Origin of the sequence: Actinomyces oris (assembly GCF_006546825.1) — a bacterium.
GTDB lineage: Bacteria > Actinomycetota > Actinomycetes > Actinomycetales > Actinomycetaceae > Actinomyces > Actinomyces oris.
The window spans coordinates 100,917-117,136 of the sequence record NZ_VICC01000008.1 but is presented as its reverse complement, the minus strand read 5'-3'; the positions used below and the strand labels follow the sequence as shown (position 1 = coordinate 117,136).

14 protein-coding genes are annotated in these 16,220 nt (G+C 70.0%); 8 read left to right on the top strand and 6 right to left on the bottom strand.

Translation table 11 applies throughout. The features are described from left to right. Window positions 1–420: 420 nt before the first annotated feature. From FK267_RS12320 to FK267_RS12310, 3 genes are all read right to left on the bottom strand, one after another. The gene (locus tag FK267_RS12320) at window positions 421–1,662 is read right to left on the bottom strand and encodes a mannose-1-phosphate guanylyltransferase (RefSeq protein ID WP_141407369.1); all 1,242 of its coding nucleotides are present in this window, start codon (window positions 1,660–1,662) and stop codon (window positions 421–423) included. Window positions 1,663–1,728: 66 nt separating this feature from the next. Then, a complete protein-coding gene (locus FK267_RS12315; protein WP_075377767.1) occupies window positions 1,729–2,751 on the bottom strand; it encodes a YihY/virulence factor BrkB family protein in 1,023 nt (340 codons plus the stop codon). Then, window positions 2,748–3,410 (bottom strand): 2'-5' RNA ligase family protein, encoded by a 663-nt coding sequence (locus FK267_RS12310; protein ID WP_141407368.1) that lies wholly within the window; start codon window positions 3,408–3,410, stop codon window positions 2,748–2,750. Before FK267_RS12310 ends, FK267_RS12315 begins: the two co-directional genes overlap by 4 nt. Window positions 3,411–3,727: 317 nt before the next feature. Here FK267_RS12310 and FK267_RS12305 point away from each other — a divergent pair, with 317 nt between their 5' ends. From FK267_RS12305 to FK267_RS12285, 5 genes are all read left to right on the top strand, one after another. Further along, complete coding sequence (locus FK267_RS12305) at window positions 3,728–4,525, top strand: DeoR/GlpR family DNA-binding transcription regulator (protein ID WP_141407417.1); 798 nt, start codon at window positions 3,728–3,730, stop codon at window positions 4,523–4,525. Window positions 4,526–4,596: 71 nt separating this feature from the next. Next, entirely contained in the window at window positions 4,597–5,874 is a 1,278-nt protein-coding gene (galK, locus tag FK267_RS12300) for a galactokinase (RefSeq protein WP_141407367.1), read from the top strand. A gap of 179 nt (window positions 5,875–6,053) precedes the next feature. Further along, window positions 6,054–7,121 (top strand): permuted SH3 domain-containing protein, encoded by a 1,068-nt coding sequence (locus tag FK267_RS12295; RefSeq protein WP_141407366.1) that lies wholly within the window; start codon window positions 6,054–6,056, stop codon window positions 7,119–7,121. Continuing rightward, window positions 7,118–7,909 carry an ABC transporter ATP-binding protein gene (locus FK267_RS12290; protein ID WP_141407365.1) on the top strand — a complete coding sequence of 264 codons (792 nt, stop codon included), beginning with the start codon at window positions 7,118–7,120 and terminating at the stop codon, window positions 7,907–7,909. Before FK267_RS12295 ends, FK267_RS12290 begins: the two co-directional genes overlap by 4 nt. Continuing rightward, window positions 7,906–9,327 (top strand): ABC transporter permease, encoded by a 1,422-nt coding sequence (locus FK267_RS12285; RefSeq protein ID WP_141407364.1) that lies wholly within the window; start codon window positions 7,906–7,908, stop codon window positions 9,325–9,327. Before FK267_RS12290 ends, FK267_RS12285 begins: the two co-directional genes overlap by 4 nt. Window positions 9,328–9,396: 69 nt before the next feature. Here FK267_RS12285 and FK267_RS12280 read toward each other — a convergent pair whose 3' ends face one another. After that, on the bottom strand, window positions 9,397–10,230 hold the full coding sequence (locus FK267_RS12280; RefSeq protein WP_075377773.1) for an exodeoxyribonuclease III: 834 nt from the start codon (window positions 10,228–10,230) through the stop codon (window positions 9,397–9,399). 46 nt (window positions 10,231–10,276) lie between these two features. Here FK267_RS12280 and FK267_RS12275 point away from each other — a divergent pair, with 46 nt between their 5' ends. Next, window positions 10,277–10,582, top strand: coding sequence for an acylphosphatase (locus FK267_RS12275; protein ID WP_075377774.1), 306 nt, complete (start codon window positions 10,277–10,279; stop codon window positions 10,580–10,582). Window positions 10,583–10,594: 12 nt separating this feature from the next. Continuing rightward, window positions 10,595–10,819: a hypothetical protein gene (locus tag FK267_RS12270; protein ID WP_075377775.1), complete on the top strand. Its 225-nt coding sequence runs from the start codon at window positions 10,595–10,597 to the stop codon at window positions 10,817–10,819. Window positions 10,820–10,913: 94 nt separating this feature from the next. Here FK267_RS12270 and FK267_RS12265 read toward each other — a convergent pair whose 3' ends face one another. Further along, a complete protein-coding gene (locus FK267_RS12265) occupies window positions 10,914–12,122 on the bottom strand; it encodes a choice-of-anchor L domain-containing protein (protein ID WP_075377776.1) in 1,209 nt (402 codons plus the stop codon). 335 nt (window positions 12,123–12,457) lie between these two features. Between FK267_RS12265 and FK267_RS12260 the strand changes: the two genes are divergently transcribed. After that, on the top strand, window positions 12,458–14,368 hold the full coding sequence (locus tag FK267_RS12260) for a glycoside hydrolase family 68 protein (RefSeq protein ID WP_075377777.1): 1,911 nt from the start codon (window positions 12,458–12,460) through the stop codon (window positions 14,366–14,368). A 96-nt stretch (window positions 14,369–14,464) separates the two neighbouring features. Here the strand turns inward: FK267_RS12260 and FK267_RS12255 are convergent, their stop codons facing one another. Beyond that, the gene (locus tag FK267_RS12255; RefSeq protein WP_141407363.1) at window positions 14,465–16,207 is read right to left on the bottom strand and encodes a glycoside hydrolase family 32 protein; all 1,743 of its coding nucleotides are present in this window, start codon (window positions 16,205–16,207) and stop codon (window positions 14,465–14,467) included. Window positions 16,208–16,220: the final 13 nt, after the last annotated feature.

Genomic DNA, 16,220 nt, shown 5'->3' with positions numbered 1-16,220 from the left:
CCCTCGTGGAGTAGGGGCGGCTCTCACAAGCCCCGGGCCGGAGCCGACGTCGGACCACAACCTCCAGGCCTCGATCAGGAGCCGAGCAGGGCCAGTGGGGTCGAACCTGGGGTGAGGGCGTCGGGCTGCGCCGCGAGAACCCCGCTGAGCCGACGCCGAAGGCAGCCCAGTGTCCACAGCGCTGACATTAGCGAACCCGCCACGGAAGCGGCCGGTGAGGATCGTTGGAATTCCGCGGTTTGTCCTCGGCGTGCGGCGCCAGAGCGGAGCTAATGTCAGCGCCATGGACATTGGCGAGACGCCGGACCTCTTCCATCGACCCACCATTGCCTTCGGGGCGGCCAGCCATACCCGGAATCACGCCCGCGTGGGCGTTTCAGAAGTCGAGGGGACAAGACGGTCCCCGGTGCAGTGGTTCGGCTAGAGCAGGTCCTCTCGGCCGGCCGCCTTGAGGGCGTCGACGACGCTCTTGACGTCCTGGGCGTGCTCGGGGGTGGTGACCAGGAGGGCGTCGGGCGTATCGACGACGACGGCACCCGGCACTCCCAGGAGCACCACCGTGCGTCCGGAGGTGGAGGCGATGAGGGCGCCGTCGGAGTCAAGGGCCCGGATTTCTGCGCGGGGGGTCGCGGGGGCGGCGTCGCCGGCGGCGCCGGTAGAGCCGCCGGTGTCGTCGAGCACTCCGGCACCGGTGGCCGGCCCCTGGGTGCGCGGCGGGACGAGCTCGGTCAGGGCGTCGAATCCGCCGACGTCGTTCCAGCCCATGGAGACCGGCACAGTGGCCACTCCCCCGGCGGCGGCCACCGGCTCGGCGATGGCGTGGTCGATGGCGATCTTCTCCAGGGCGGGCCAGCGCTCGGCCAGGACCTCCTCGCGCTCGGGGGCGTCCCAGACGGCGGCGATGGCCTCGATGCCCTGGGCCAGCTGGGGCCTGAGCTCGGCGAGGTGGTCCAGGAGGACGCCGGCGCGGACCACGAACATGCCTGCGTTCCAGCGGTAGTCGCCGGTGGCCAGGTAGGCGGCGGCGGTGTCGGCGTCGGGCTTCTCGGTGAAGCCCAGGACCCGGCGTCCGTCGGGGGCCCCGGGCACCTCGGTGGGGTCGCCGGCGTGGATGTAGCCGAAGGCGGTCGAGGGGCCGGTGGCCTCGATCCCGATGGTGACCACCCAGCCCTGCTCGGCCAGACGGGCGGCCTGGCGAACGGCGTCGGCGAAGGCGGCCCGGTCGGCCACGGTGTGGTCGGCGGCGAAGGAGCCGACGACGGCGTCTCGCCCGTGGCGGTGGGCGATGACGGCGGCGGCCAGGCCGATGGCCGCCATGGAGTCGCGCGGGGAGGGCTCGGCCAGGAGGTTGTCGCGCGGGATGCCCGGGAGCTGGTCGGCCACGGCGGCGATGTGGGCGACACCGGTGACGACCGTGGTGGTGGCAGTCAGGGGGGTGAGGCGCTCGACGGTGTCCTGCAGGAGGCTGCGGCCGGTCCCGGTGAGGTCGAGGAGGAATTTGGGGCGCCGGCGTCGGCTGAGCGGCCACAGCCGGGTGCCCGCGCCGCCGGCGGGGATGATGGCGTGGACGGCCGGGGCTGAGCCGCCGCAGGGAGCCGAGCCGCTGAGATCTGCGACCCGAGTGGAGCCGCCGGGGTTGCCAGGAGTGTCAGTCACCGCCACAGGCTATCGTCCCGGTCCGCTGTCTGTTCACCAGGTCGGGCTCAAGGCAGCGCCGGGACCCGCCCCTCAGGGGATCGGCACCGGGGGGACGTAGTCGGGGTGCGCCGTCGGGTCCGCCTCAAGGCTGCCGGTGATGGACTGGCGGGGCCAGGCCAGGGTCTCGGGCACGGAGAGGGTCACGTAGTTGGGGCGCTCGTGGGCGTGGACCTCGTCGGGGTGGTCGACGTCGCGGGGCAGCGGCGGGTTGGCCATCCAGGCCGCCACGAGCAGCACGACGCGGCTGGTCAGGTGCAGCCACAGGATGAGGACGGCGATGGCCGCGAAGGAGGCCAGCAGCGGGTTGCGCGTCACCGAGCCGACCGCCCCGGTCCCCACCTGGCGCAGCACGCCCAGGGCGAAGGCGCCCAGCATGCAGCCCTGCAGCAGGTCGCGTCGGGGAGGGCGGATGCCGCACATGGTGATGAGGAGCGCCAGGACACCGGTGTCGATGAGGAAGGAGAGCAGGAGCGTCATCACCCACGCCCCGGTTCCGGTCAGCGACTGCGGCAGGCCCAGGGAGCGGCCGACACTGCCCGACAGTGTCGTCGTCACCACCGAGGCCACGGCCGTCACCAGCACTCCGGCCACGATGACGAGGAAGCCCGCGAGATTCGCCAGCTGCCCGACCACCGGTCTCATGACGGGATTGACCAGTCCGAACATGGCTCTCAAGGCGATCTTGAGGGTACCCATGAGGCTGATGACCGAATAGAGGAAGGCCCCGGCCGCCAGCACCGATCCCAGGTTGAGCGCCGAGGAGAGCGTCAGCTGCTCGACCGAGACCAGCCCCTTGCCGTTGCCGGTGTCGATGACACCGGGCAGCAGGGAGTTGATGGAGTCCACGACGGCCCCCCGGATGGTGGGGTACCGACCGAGCATCGCCATGAGTATGCTCACGCCGATGACGAGCACGGCGAAGACCGAGAACATGCCCGTGTAGGCGATCCCTCCGGCCATGAGCGCGCCACGCGCCGTGCCGTAGCGGATCAGGGCCCGGCCGATCCGCGTGCGCCGCCCGGCCTCCAGCAGCTCCTTGACGCGCTCGATCACAGCGAGACCACCGGAGTCGTCGGGACCATCGGCGCCTCGGGCAGCTCAGTGCCGGCGGAGACGTCCGCGGCGAGGGAGCCTCCGAAGGCGAAGGCGGCCACCACGTCCCAGCCACCCTCCGAAGCCGGGCACCGGCCACCGCCGTGGCTGGCGGGCCGGCTGCGGTGGCGGTAGAGGTGAAGCTCGGTGACGGTGAAGTCCATGGTGAGGTCAGCTCCCTTTCTGGCTGCGGTGTCGAGGCCGTCCTCGGCGATCTCGTGGGCCAGGGTCACGTGCGGGTGGAAGGGGAAGCTGAGCGAACGAGCCAGGGGTCCCCGGCGGTCGCGCACCCGCACCTGAAGACGGTCACACTCCTCGGCGCCGCTGCGCAGACCGAGGTAGACCACGGGGCTGACGGGCCGGAAGGTGCCGACCTCGTCCAGCCGCACCTCGAAGGGGCTCGTCCCGGCAGCCACGTTGCGCAGGTGCCGCTTGACCTCGTCGAGGGAGTCGACGTCGACGGCCGTGGGCGGCAGCAGCGTGATGTGGGGCGGCACGACCTCGGCCAGAGGATCCCCCGCGGCCTCCCGCACCGCCCTCACCTGGGCGGCGTAGTGGGAGGGCAGGGCGATGGCCACACCGATGACGCACTGGTGCGCGTCTGGTGCGGGGATCTGCATGGCTCCTGGACTCCTACGGGATGACTGGTTGATCGGGCTGATGTGAGTTCCTGCGTCCGGAGAACGCATGACCACGAGGGTGACCCGGACACATTACCGTGTCACGCCCCTGTTATCCCAGCCGGGGGCGCGGCACGAGCGGGATAAGTGTGCCATGACCGACCGAACGGGTGGAACGGACGCCAGCACCGCCACCGTCTGTGCGACTCTGTGCGGGAACGTGCGGACATGGCGTTTTCGACGTCGAGGTCTGGCAGACTGTCCCCATGCAACCCGGCCCCTCAGCCTCCGCCGTCGGATCGCCCCGCCCGGCCCCGATGCTCGCCCGTCAGCGCCAGGAGCACATCCTGGAACGGGTCGCGGCCACCGGCGGGGTCCGGGTGGCCGACGTCGTCGAGGAGCTGGGCATCTCGGAGATGACCGTGCGCCGTGACATCACCGAGCTGGTCACCCAGGGGCTGGTCGAGCGCGTCCACGGCGGGGCGGTGGCCGCCGGCCCCACCACCCTCGAGCCGCGATTCACCGCCAAGTCGACCCTCAACCTGGAGGCCAAGCGCCGCATCGGTCAGGCCGCGGCCGCCATGGTCCGCCCGGGGGACTCCCTGGCGCTGTCGGCCGGGACCACCACGCTGGCGCTCGCCCAGGCCCTGACCGAGCTGGAGCACTTCCCCACCCTGACCGTCATCACGAACTCGCTGCCCGCCGCGCAGGTGCTCTTCGACGCCGCCGACGCCGCCCGCGCCGAGAACCGCGACGCCCCGACGGTGGTCATCACCGGCGGCGAGCGCACGCCGTCGAACGCCCTGGTGGGGCTGGTGGCCATCGACGCACTGAGCACGATGCGTGTGGAGTGGGTCTTCCTGGGCGCCCACGGCTTCACTCCCGAGGCCGGGCTCATGACCCCCAACCTGCAGGAGGCCTCCGCCAACCAGGCGCTGGTCGCCGCCGGGCGCACGGTGGTGGCCACGCTGGACTCCTCCAAGTGGGGGGTCCTGGGGCTGCGATCCTTCTGCGCCACCCGCGACATCGGGGTCCTGGTGACCGAGGCCGAGCCCGACACCGACGTCGTCGACGCGCTCAAGCAGGCCGGCACCCGCCTGACCATCGCCTCCTGACCCCGTCCCACCGGCCTTTCCCTTCCACAGCCTGTCCGCTCACCCACAACAACCCACCACAGGAGACCACGATGACCAACGATGCTCCCGTCTTCGCCCCTGCACTGAGCCCCCAAGAGGGCGCCGAGGCCGCCACCGCCCTGTTCCGGGAGGTCTTCGAGGCCGAGCCCGACGGCGTCTGGTACGCCCCCGGACGCGTCAACATCATTGGCGAGCACACCGACTACAACGGCGGCCTGGCCCTGCCCATCGCCCTGCCCCACCGGGCGCACCTGGCACTGCGGCGCCGCGAGGACCGCGTCGTGCGCCTGGTCTCCCCCCAGACCCGGGAGAAGGCCGACGTCATGGACCTCGACACGATCGGCCCGAAGGGAACCCCCGGGGAGGTGGAGCACTGGGCCTCCTACATCGCCGGCGTCGCCTGGTCCCTGGAGCGCGACGGCTTCGAGAACCTGCCCGGCTTCGACGCCGCCCTCGTCTCCTGCGTGCCCCTGGGAGGCGGACTGTCCTCCTCAGCGGCCCTGGAGTGCTCGGCCGCCGTCGCCATCGACGAGGTCGCGCACCTGGGCCTGGCCGGGACTGCACAGGAGCCCGACGACGCCGGGCGCGCCCGCCTGGTGACCAACTGCGTGCGCACGGAGAACGAGATGGCCGGGGCCCCCACCGGCGGCATGGACCAGTCGGCCTCCCTGCGCTGCCGCGAGGGCCACGCCCTGGAGCTGGACTGCCGCGACGGCTCGGTGACCCACGTGCCCTTCGACCTGGCCGCCGAGGGCCTGGCCCTCCTGGTCATCGACACCAAGGCCAAGCACTCCCTGGATGACGGCCAGTACGGGGCCAGGCGAGCCGCCTGTGAGCGCGCCGCCGAGCTCCTCGGGGTGGAACTCCTGGCGGACATCGCGATCGAGGACCTGCCCGGCGCCCTGGAGCGCCTCGCGGCCGCCGACGGCGACGACACCGACGAGCTGGTCAAGCGCACCCGCCACGTCGTCACCGAGATCGACCGCACCCGCCGGCTCGTGGCGCTCCTGCAGGACGGACGCCCCCTGCGCGGCGAGAAGCTCGCCGAGGCAGGCAGGCTCATGGATGCCTCGCACGAGTCACTGCGCGTGGACTACGAGTGCACCTGCCCCGAGCTGGACGTCGCCGTGGAGGCGGCCCGCGCCGCCGGCGCCCACGGGGCGCGTATGACTGGCGGCGGGTTCGGCGGCTCGGCGATCGCCCTGGTGGAGGCCGACGCCGTCCACGACGTGGCCCGCGCCGTGGCCGACGCCTACCAGCGCGAGGGCTTCAACCCGCCGGCCTTCCTCGACGCGGTTCCCGCCGCCCCGGCCGGGAGGCTCGCCTGAGCGGCCCGAAGCACCACTGAGCCCCGCACCTGACGCTGACGGTTCTCTCCAACCATGGTCGGAGAGAGCCATCAGCGTTCCTCCTTCAGGATGAGGTCAGACAACCGCTCTTGCCGTAGTCTCTGCGCGTATTAATCAGAAGCCCGGGCCCCTACCCGGTTCTGATCCCGTTGCCTTCCATGGAGGACGCCGTGAAGCGCTTCGTCTGGCCCGCCCTCAAGACTCTCATCGCGGTGATTGTCGCCGTCGCCCTGGTGAAGATCGCTTTCTTCCCCTCGCAGAGCGACGGTACGACCGCTGATATCTCCCCGGGTTACGCCGCCGACGTCAAGACCGTCCCCGTGACCAAAGGCAACATCTCCAACACGGTCTCGGTCAAGGGGCACATCGTTCAGGACGCCACGGTCGAGGTCCAGGCCGACCTGGCCGGCGTCGTGGACTCGGTCGCCGTGGAGAAGGACAGCCAGGTCAGCGCCGGCGACCCGCTGCTCTACATCAAGCACTCCGAGTCCCAGCCCCCGGTGACCAAGACCGACGAGAGTGGCAACGTCACCCAGACCCCGACCGAGGACAAGGTCACCTGGTCCACGATCTACGCCCCCGTCAGCGGCACCGTGACCCCCAAGGTCCTCAAGCAGCAGGAGACCGGCGTCGGCGTCGTCGTGGCCACCATCACCCCCGCGACCTACTCGGCCACTGGGACCGTCAGCGCCGCGCAGCAGTACCGGCTCACCAACGCTCCCACTGCCGCGACCCTGACCCTGGAGGGAGGCCCAGCGCCCTTCCAGTGCAACAACCTCAAGGTCGGTACCAAGGCCTCCACCTCCACGACCACCGGTGGGGACGGCTCGACGACGACCACCTCCGGTGACGGCACCAGCGTGGAGATGCGCTGCGCGGTTCCCGGCGACCAGAAGGTCTTCGCCGGTATGCCGGTGACCATCAGCGTTGACGCCGGCAGCGCCTCAGAGGCCCTGATGGTTCCGGTCACCGCCGTGGAGGGCAAGGTCGGCTCGGGCTTCGTGTGGCTGGTGCCCGAGTCCGGGGACGCCTCCAAGGCGGTCAAGACCGCTGTGAAGCTGGGGATCACGGACGGTACGAACATCCAGATCACCGCCGGCCTCAAGGCCGACCAGCAGGTCCTGCAGTTCGTCCCCAACAAGGACACGCGCCGCACCGGGACGCCGGACACCTGCGAGCCGGACAACTCCGCCTGCTACGACTCCGAAGGCAAGGAAATCCTGTGAGCGAGCTGCTGGAGCTGCGGGAGATCACCCGCACCTTCACCGTTCCCGACTCCGAGCCCCTGCAGATCCTCACGGGAGTCAACCTGAGCGTCTCCCCCGGTGAGCACGTGTCCATCGTGGGACGCTCAGGAACGGGAAAGTCCACCCTGCTCAACATCCTGGGACTCATCGACAAACCGACGTCGGGGCACTACACGCTCTCGGGCACCGACACCTCCCGGCTCGGGGAGAGTCGCCGCGCCCACCTGCGGGGGCAGACCTTCGGCTTCGTCTTCCAGTCCTTCAACCTCATCCCGGGACTGACCACCACCGAGAACGTGGCAGCGCCCCTCCTGTACGACACCGGCAGGGCCTTCTGGACCCGCAGCGCACGGGCCGCCGAACTGCTGGAGGCCGTGGGCCTGGGAGACAAGGTGGGCTCACCCATCTCACGTCTGTCGGGAGGCGAGCAGCAGCGGGTGGCCATCGCCAGGGCGCTGTCGCGCCGCCCCAGCGTCATCCTGGCTGACGAGCCCACCGGCGCCCTCGACGTCGACACCGGCAACTCGGTCATGACGCTCCTGGAGCGTCAGTGCGCCGAGAACGGTGCCGCCCTCATCATCATCACGCACGACCTGGCCGTGGCCGGCCGCGCCCACACCCAGTACCGGCTCGATCACGGCACCCTCACCCCGATCTCCGTCATGCGTCGCAAGGTCGGCAGCCTGGAGGAGTTCGGTGAGGTCGTCACCACCCCTCCGGCATCCCCCTACCCGTCGGCGCCCACCAGCCAAGAAGGAGCCTCATGAACGGCATTCTCACCGGATTCTTCGGCGCCATCGTCGAGGCCTGGGCCCAGCTGCGCATCGGCAAGCTGAGGGTCCTGCTGTCGCTGGTGGGCGTGGCGGCGGCGGTGGCGGCCATGACCTTCGTCATCGCCCTGGGGCAGGTCTCCGTCGACGCCATCAACAAGGTCAGCGAGAAGTACACCGGCCGCCCGGGCACGGTGACGATCAACGTCAGCCCCACCGGCAAGGGCCTGGACCAGGCCCTCCAGGCCGACGACGTCCCCGAGTCGAGCGCCGCAGACTCAGGTGCCAGCGGCGGCAGCAGCGACGGTGCGGGCGGTACCGGCGGCGCAGGTCGTGCGGGCGCTGCAGGGGGCGCTGGTAGCGGGGGTGGAGGCTCCACGACCAGCGCTGCGACAGCGGCGAAGATCTCGGGAGCGATGAACAGCTTCGTCGAGCGCTACGAGGTCAAGTCCTGGGCGACGACCTACACCTCCAACGTGCGCTTCTCCTTCCCCGACGGCGCTCGGAGCGTGCCCACCCAGACCGTGAGCCTGAGCTACGGGCTCCTGCACCACAAGACCGTCTCCCAGGGGCGCTGGTTCACCGCGCAGGACGAGGACGACCTCTCCCCGAGCATGGTCGTCACCCAGGGCTTCCTCGACGCGCTGGGGATCCAGCAGCTCACCGAGCCGGTCACCATCACCTCCTTCTCCCCGGTGCAGACCTCCTTCACGATCGTCGGCGTCCTGGAGGCGGAGGACCTCTCCCTCATGGGCTGCAGCGGCGACCCCGAGCGGGACGCGGGCCTGCCGTGCACCCAGCCCGTGACCGCCTTCGCCCTCAACACGCCCTATGAGCACTGGCTGCCCAAGGACGCCGCCCGCCCCGCCCCCACGCTGGAGATCTGGGCCGGTCAGGACGGTGCGAAGGAGGTCGCCAGCCTGGCCAAGAAGGACCTGGACGCGCGCTTCGGTCAGGGCTCGACCCAGGCCGAGGACAACCTCCAGGGCGGCGGCTTCAGCTCCAGCGCGAACACCTTCACCCAGGTGGTCACGGCCGCCGGCGTGTTCGTCATGCTGCTGGGGGCCCTGAGCCTGGTCAACATCTCACTGGTGACCGTGCGTCAACGCATCCACGAGATCGGGGTGCGACGCTCCTTCGGGGCGACGAGCCGACGCATCTTCTTCTCCATCATGCTGGAGTCGGTGGTGGCCACCGTGGTCGCCGGCGTCGTCGGCATCGGGATCGCGATTGTGGGGATGCGCTTCATGCCGCTGAGCGCCTTCCTGGGCATCCCGGTGACCACGACCCCGCCCTTCCCCATGGTGGCGGCTGTCATCGGCCTGGTCGCGGCCACCGCCGTGGGCGCGCTGGCGGGCATCATCCCGGCGATCGTGGCCACCCGCATCCGGCCGATCGACGCGATCCGCTACTGAGAGGCCGTCGGGGTCGGGCCGAACAGGCACCCGACCCCGACGTGCTCTCCGAAAAGGTCAGCCGCGTCTTCAGCGGTACTCGACGACGAGCGGGGCGTGGTCGGACCAGCGCGAGGCGTAGTCGGGCGCCCGGTCCACGGTGACGCTGTGGGCCCGCTCGGCCAGGGCGGGGGTGAGGACCTGGTAGTCGATCCGCCAGCCGGTGTTGTTGTCGAAGGCCTTACCGCGCTGGGACCACCACGTGTAGGGCCCCTGCTCCTCGTCCCCCACGAGGTGACGCGAGGCGTCCACCCAGCCGGAGGCGAACCAGCCCTCCAGGTGGGCGATCTCCTCGTCCATGACGCCGGCGATCTTGTTGTGGTTGGGCTTCCAGTTCTTGATGTCACGCTCGGAGCGCACCACGTTGAGGTCCCCGGCCATGACGACCTGGGGCCCACCATCACGGGCGGCGGCCAGGAGCGCGGCCATGCGGGCGTCGACGAGCTCGAGGTGGGCGTACTTCTGGTCCATCTTCTCGGTGCCCAGCTGGCCCGAGTGCAGGTAGGCGGAGATGACGGTGAGCCGCTCGAGACCGTCGAAGCCGGTGAGGCTCAGGTCGGCCTCGAGCCAGCGGCCGGAGTCGACGTCGGGCTCCTCGGTGCCGGGCGCGGCCACGCCGTAGCGCAGCTCGCCGAGGGTGGCGGAGCCGCCCTCGCGCACGGCGACGCCCACGCCCGCACGTCCCTTGATGCGGCAGGGCCAGATGGCGGCCTTGTAGCCGGGCAGGAGGTCGACGGCGATCTGCTCGTCGGCCCGGACCTCCTGGAGCAGGAGGATGTCGGGGGCGGAGGCTGAGAGCCACTCCCCCATGCCCTTGCGGGCGGCGGCCCGGATGCCGTTGACGTTGACGGTGGCGATACGCATGGCGGCAAGCCTACGCGCTCGGCCCTGAGCCTGAGACGATAGGGTCATGAGCGACGCCGGTATGAGTGCCAGCACCGTGAGAACCGTTCACGTCCTGGTCCAGGGCACGGTCCAGGGGGTGGGCTTCCGCTACCACTGCGCCTACACCGCCCAGGAGCTGGGGGTGGTGGGGCAGGTCCGCAACCTGCCCGACGGCGACGTCGAGGTCATGGCCCAGGGCGAGCCGGAGGCCGTGGGCCGGCTGATCGCGTGGCTGAGGCGCGGCCCGCGGTGGGCCTCGGTGCGCCGGCTCACCGTCACCGACCTGCGCGCCGGCTGCCTGGATGAGCGCAGGTTCGAGATCACCGGGTGAGAGGATCGGGCCATGGAACCCGACGACGCCCGAGCGCCGCGCAGCGCCCGACGAGTCGGCGCGTGGATGGCGGTTATCGTCATCGCCGCCGTCCTGCCCGTGCTGGCTCAGACCTCGCTGCTGTCCCGCGTCAGCACCCTGTTGTGGCTGGCCTCCATGCCGCTGTGCATCCTGGGCTGTGCGATGCTGGCCAAGGAGCTGGCGGCGCGTCGCGACTCCCGGCCGGAAGAGGACTAAGCGCCCAGCAGCGGTGAGCCGCAGACACAGACTGACGGGGCGGATGAGGCTCTCCTCATCCGCCCCGTCAGCCGTCTGCTGGTCGCAGTTCCTGTCAGCCGGCCTCAGAGCCGGTCAGGCGCCGACGGCGCAGCATGAGCGCGACACCGCCGCCGGCCAGGAGCAGCAGGGCGATGCCTCCCAGGAAGAGCGCCTGGGTTCCGGTCAGGGGCAGACCGGCCACAGTCTTCTTGGGGTTCGCGGTGGGCGAGGCGGCGCTGTAGTCGGTCACGCCCGGCTTGCCCTGCCCGGGCGGAGTGGCGGAGTCCTTGCCGTTGTTCGACCCGTTGGAGCCGTTCCCGTTGGAACCCTTGCCGTTGCTGGGGATGTCACAGGTGCCGGTCTTGGCGGTGCAGGGGTCGGTGATCGGCTTGTCGGTGAAGCCCAGTCCCTGGGTGCGCAGGAGAACCGTGGAGTCGAGCTGACCGTCCTGGGCGTCGGCGATGGCCACGCGCACGTGCACCTTCTGCCCCGGGGTGACGGAGGCCTGGCAGGGCAGGGCGGAGGTGTAGCCGTTGAACTCCACGGGGATCTGTCCCGGGGTGTGTCCCGAGACATTGGCCGTGTAGTAGGCGGCGTTGGAGGACTCGTTGATCGAGGCGGCGCTCACGGCCGTCTGCGTGCCGGGGACGTGGGCGCACTCGGTGCCGTTGACCTGGATGCTCAGCGGGTCCTTGTATCCGCGCGACTGCCAGGAGGCCGGGGTGCCCTCGGTGGCGCCGGCGTACTCCTCGGAGCCGAGGCTGTAGTAGAGGACGATGTTTGAGCTGGTGGCGGTGACGTCGAACTCCAGGACGGCCTCGTCGTAGACGTCGGTGCCGGCTACCTTGGCCAGTCCCGCCGGGTCCTCGACGACGCCGAAGTCACCGGTGGTGTCCAGGGCGTCGTTGGGTCCCAGGACGGCGGAGCGGGTGATGTCGGTGTCGGAGTCGGCGGTGGGATCGGGGTCGATAAGGGAGCCGGTGGATAGGGCGACCCCCTCGGTGATGGCGTTGCCGTCACCAGGCAGTCCCTTGACCGTGCCGATCTGGACGTCCTTGCCGGAGACGGATGCGTTGGAGACTGTCGCCTTCGGACCGGCGACCATCTGGGCGAGGCTCTGAGCGCTCACCGTGGAGGTGTTGCGCAGGGAGGTGGTGGACTGCCCGGCTGTGTTCGATGCCGGGGCGGCCACAGCCGGACCGGCTGCAGCCAGGGCGAGCGCAGCTAGGAGAGCGGATGTTGGTGCGGATAACCGTCGCAGACGGATGGGAATGATACTCACAGGATCTCCGTTAGACACGGGGCCGCCCAGCGTTGAGCGACCACCTGAACCGACAGGCATGGGAGACCGAACAGCTCACGGAGAACGCGTTCAAGACTAACCGGACGATAAGACCTTTGCTTGTGATCTATGTCACCAAAGTGCCGAAAACCTCAAGAAACCCTGAGAATGCAGGGGCTACGTCTTTGGTGGCAGTGTCCCGATATTGACAGAGCGGTCCAAAGACCTATTCCTCCGCCCCCAGGTTCTCCTAAGGTTGGGCCTGGGAGATCACATAACAAAGGCTCACGGCGCACTGACACCCTCATCCCTCATGAGTAAGGACAGTACGGACAATGACCGTGACACACACTTCGTTCCGCGCCCGTCGCAGACGACTGGCCGTGGCGCTGACGCTCGGACTCCTGGTGGCCGGGTCCGGCACCACTGCGCTCGCCGATGAGGCACCTTCCCCCAGCACCTCCCCCACCGCCACCGCTACTGCCGAGGCCTCGCCCGAGGCGGGAGCGGACCAGAAGAACGACCAGTCCCCTGCCAACCAGGCGCAGGCGAGCCAGAGCCCCACCGAGCAGGCACAGGCGGGCCAGAGCGACCAGCAGGCCGCCGGCGGAGCCGCGGCCCAGAACGCGAAGGGATTCAAGGCCGATAACCCCGGCTGGGCTAACGCCACCAAGCACACCGGTGCGGCACACGGGGTCGAGGAGGACTACACCGCCAAGTGGACCCGTGCCGACGCCATGCAGATCCAGCGCGTCTCCAACCCCAATGCGCCGTCGGGCACCAACTCGATGCCCGAGCAGCTCACGATGCCGGAGATCTCCAACGGTTTCCCGGCCACGAGCGAGGACGTGTGGGTGTGGGACACCTGGACGCTGACCGATGAAGCCGCCCACCAGATCTCCTACAACGGCTGGGAGATCGCCTTCTCCCTGGTGGCCGACCGGCACGCCGGCTATACCTTCGATGACCGCCACACCCACGCGCGACTGGGCTTCTTCTACCGCAAGGCCGGCACGCAGACCTCCTCGGCCGACGGCGCAGGCAGCTCCAACGGCGGCTGGATCTACGGCGGGCACGTCTTCCCCGACGGCGCCTCCGGCTCGATCTTCGAGGATCAGAGCTTCACGGCCCAGACCGAGTGGTCCGGTTCGGCCCGCCTCATGGAGGGCAACAAGATCCGCATGTTCTACACCTCGGTGGCCTTCTACAACACCTCCACCGGTGGCAGTGGCGACAAGGGCTACGGTCAGGACGGCAACAACGCGGCCTCCAAGCCCTACGACCCGCGGATCGTGCAGTCCGAGGGGCGCATCTACGCTGACGAGAACGGCGTGTGGCTCACCGGTTTCCGCACCCAGCACCAGCTGCTCGTCCCGGACGGCAAGTACTACCAGACCCGCGAGCAGAACCCGGGCGTGAACTTCCGCGACCCCTTCACCTTCCGTGACCAGAACAACCCCTCGGACCCCACCGAGTACATGGTCTTCGAGGGCAACTCGGCCTTCGTGCGTGAGCAGCAGTACGTCGACGCCGCGGCCAAGGCCGGGCAGAACACCACTCTGGCCACCTGCACCGCGGAGGACCTCGGCTACGAGCAGGGCGATCCCAAGGCCGAGACGGTCGAGGCGGTCAACCAGCGCGGCGGCCGCTACCAGCTGGCCAACGTGGGTCTGGCCCGGGCGAAGAACAAGGCGATGACCCAGTGGGAGTACCTGCCTCCGCTGCTGAGCGGCAACTGCGTCAACGATCAGACTGAGCGGCCCCAGATCTACTTCCAGGACGGCAAGTACTACCTGTTCACGATCTCGCACCGGGAGACCTATGCCGACGGGCTCCAGGGCCCTGAGGGCGTCTACGGCTTCGTGGGCGACGGGCTGCGAAGCGACTACAAGCCACTCAACCAGAACACGGGTATCGCGCTGGGCAACCCCATCAACCTCAACTTCAACCCGGGCAAGCCCTACTCGCCGGACTTCAACCAGAGCCCGTACACCTTCCAGTCCTACTCGCACTACGTCATGCCCGGCGGCCTGGTGGAGTCCTTCATCGACTCCATCGGCGGCAACAAGGACGGCAACCCGGTGCGTGGAGGCTCCCTGGCCCCGACGGTGAAGCTGAACATCTCCGGGGACACCACTTCGGTGGACCGCACCTACGGCACCAACGGCTTGGGGGGCTTCGCGGACATCCCCTCAGACCGGGCCCGCTCCAACGGCGGTGACACCCGCCCGCAGCGCCTGAAGTAGGCGCCGCCCCGAGCGTCACTGCTTGAGCAGGAGGTGGGGTCGTCGGAATCGTCCGGCGGCCCCACCTCCTCGTCGTCGAAGCGTCCTGCGGCGTCCTTACAGGGCTGCGGCCAGGGGGGTGAGGCTTCCCGACGTGATGGTGGCCGTGCCCTTGGCGCCCAGGACGATCTCCTGGCAGGAGGGGGCGGTGAAGACCAGGAGGCTGCCGACGGTGGCGCCGTCGTCGACGAAGACCTCGAGGCTGGAGCGGTCCAGGTAGAGGTGCAGACGCACTGTGGAGCCGGTGGGGCGGTACTGCGTCTGGCGGCGCAGGGCGAAGTCGGTGGTGGTCCCCTCGTCCTTGCCGTCGACCTGTGTGAGCCCGCCGTCGGTGCGGTCGAGGTAGAGGGTGCCGGCCGAGACGTTGACGCCGACGCGCACTTCCTGGGTCTTGCCGTCGACCGTGCCGCGGGCCAGTCCCAGCCAGGCCTCGGAGGCCTGGGAGATATCCAGCGTCAGGTCGATCTCGACCGTGCGGCCCGTGCCCAGAGCCGTCACCGTGTCGGTGGCCTGGCGGCCGGAGAGGTCGGTGGCCCGCCCGCGCAGGGCGTCGAGCTCGGGGACGGGTTTCTGCACGAGGGTGCGTTTGCCGCCGATGGTGGTCAGGGACAGCTCGCGCGGGATGCTCATCTCACCGCGCCAGTCGCCGGTGGGCAGGGAGTAGGGGTAGTTCCAGTTGCCCAGCCAGGCCATCCACACGCGGCGGCCCTCGACGTGCTCGAAGCTCTGGGCGGCGTAGAAGTCCTGGCCGACGTCGGTGAAGCGGGTGTCGCGGTCCTCGGGGAAGAAGACGGAGCCGTCGAAGTCGCCGATGAAGTACTGGGCGGTGGAGCCTGCCGTCTCCTCGTTGGCGCCGATCGAGAGGGTCATGACCCAGCGGGTGCGCCCGTCGCTGGAGTCGGTCAGGGGGAAGAGGTCGGGGCACTCCCACACGGCGGCGTGCGAGCCGATGCCCTGGCCGAAGTCACTGGCGTGGCTCCAGGCCTTGAGGTCGGTGGAGCGGAAGAGGGAGACGTGGTCCCCGGCGGAGACGATCATGATCCAGGCCTTGGAGTCCTCGTGCCAGAAGACCTTGGGGTCACGGAAGTCCTTGCGCCCGTCGTTGGGGATGACGGGGTTGCCGGAGAAGCGCTGCCAGCTCCTCCCCCGGTCGGTGGAGTAGGCCAGGGACTGGGCCTCTCCGCCCTCGGTGGAGGTGTAGACGGCGACCATGCCGCCGCCGGTGACCAGCCCGGAGGTGTCGGCCCCGTCCACGACGCAGCTGCCGGACATGGCCAGGCCCTGCGCGTCGTGATCCAGGGCCGTCCCCTGGCGCTTCCAACGCACCATGTCCGAGCTGATCGCGTGGCCCCAGGTGCCGTCCTGCTGGTGGAAGAGGTGGTACTCGCCCTGGTAGAGGACCAGGCCGTTGGGGTCGGCGAGATTCCCCGTGGCGGGGCTGTAGTGGTAGGCGGGGCGGTAGGCGGCTGAGGCCGCCGAGTCGGTGGCCGTGGGCGTCGGCGAGCTCCGGCGCCCCGTGGTGCAGCGCACCAGGATGGCTCCCCCCACGATGAGGGCGCCGGCACCGGCCGCGCCGAGGATGAGGGTCCGACGCCGCAGGCCGGTCCTGTGCGGCTGCGGGTCCTGGGAGCCGGTCGCCTCCGGCGAGGGCGACACAGGCGCCGTGTCCGCAGGGGCCGGCGGACACACCTCCGGCTGAGTCGGCTCAGGTCCCGAAGAGCTCGGGGAGCCTGCCGACTCAGCCGGACGGGTGGGGTGGTCAGGATGGGAGGGATGGGCGCCGTGGGACTCGTCCGTCATGGCCTCAAGGTTA

Excerpts from the sequence above, each read along its gene's own strand:
- FK267_RS12310 (WP_141407368.1), bottom strand. The coding sequence starts at position 3,410 with ATGCAGATCCCCGCACCAGACGCGCACCAGTGCGTCATCGGTGTGGCC.
- FK267_RS12305 (WP_141407417.1), top strand. The coding sequence starts at position 3,728 with ATGCTCGCCCGTCAGCGCCAGGAGCACATCCTGGAACGGGTCGCGGCC.
- galK (WP_141407367.1), top strand. The coding sequence starts at position 4,597 with ATGACCAACGATGCTCCCGTCTTCGCCCCTGCACTGAGCCCCCAAGAG.
- FK267_RS12295 (WP_141407366.1), top strand. The coding sequence starts at position 6,054 with ATGGAGGACGCCGTGAAGCGCTTCGTCTGGCCCGCCCTCAAGACTCTC.
- FK267_RS12285 (WP_141407364.1), top strand. The coding sequence starts at position 7,906 with ATGAACGGCATTCTCACCGGATTCTTCGGCGCCATCGTCGAGGCCTGG.
- FK267_RS12280 (WP_075377773.1), bottom strand. The coding sequence starts at position 10,230 with ATGCGTATCGCCACCGTCAACGTCAACGGCATCCGGGCCGCCGCCCGC.
- FK267_RS12275 (WP_075377774.1), top strand. The coding sequence starts at position 10,277 with ATGAGCGACGCCGGTATGAGTGCCAGCACCGTGAGAACCGTTCACGTC.
- FK267_RS12270 (WP_075377775.1), top strand. The coding sequence starts at position 10,595 with ATGGAACCCGACGACGCCCGAGCGCCGCGCAGCGCCCGACGAGTCGGC.
- FK267_RS12260 (WP_075377777.1), top strand. The coding sequence starts at position 12,458 with ATGACCGTGACACACACTTCGTTCCGCGCCCGTCGCAGACGACTGGCC.
- FK267_RS12255 (WP_141407363.1), bottom strand. The coding sequence starts at position 16,207 with ATGACGGACGAGTCCCACGGCGCCCATCCCTCCCATCCTGACCACCCC.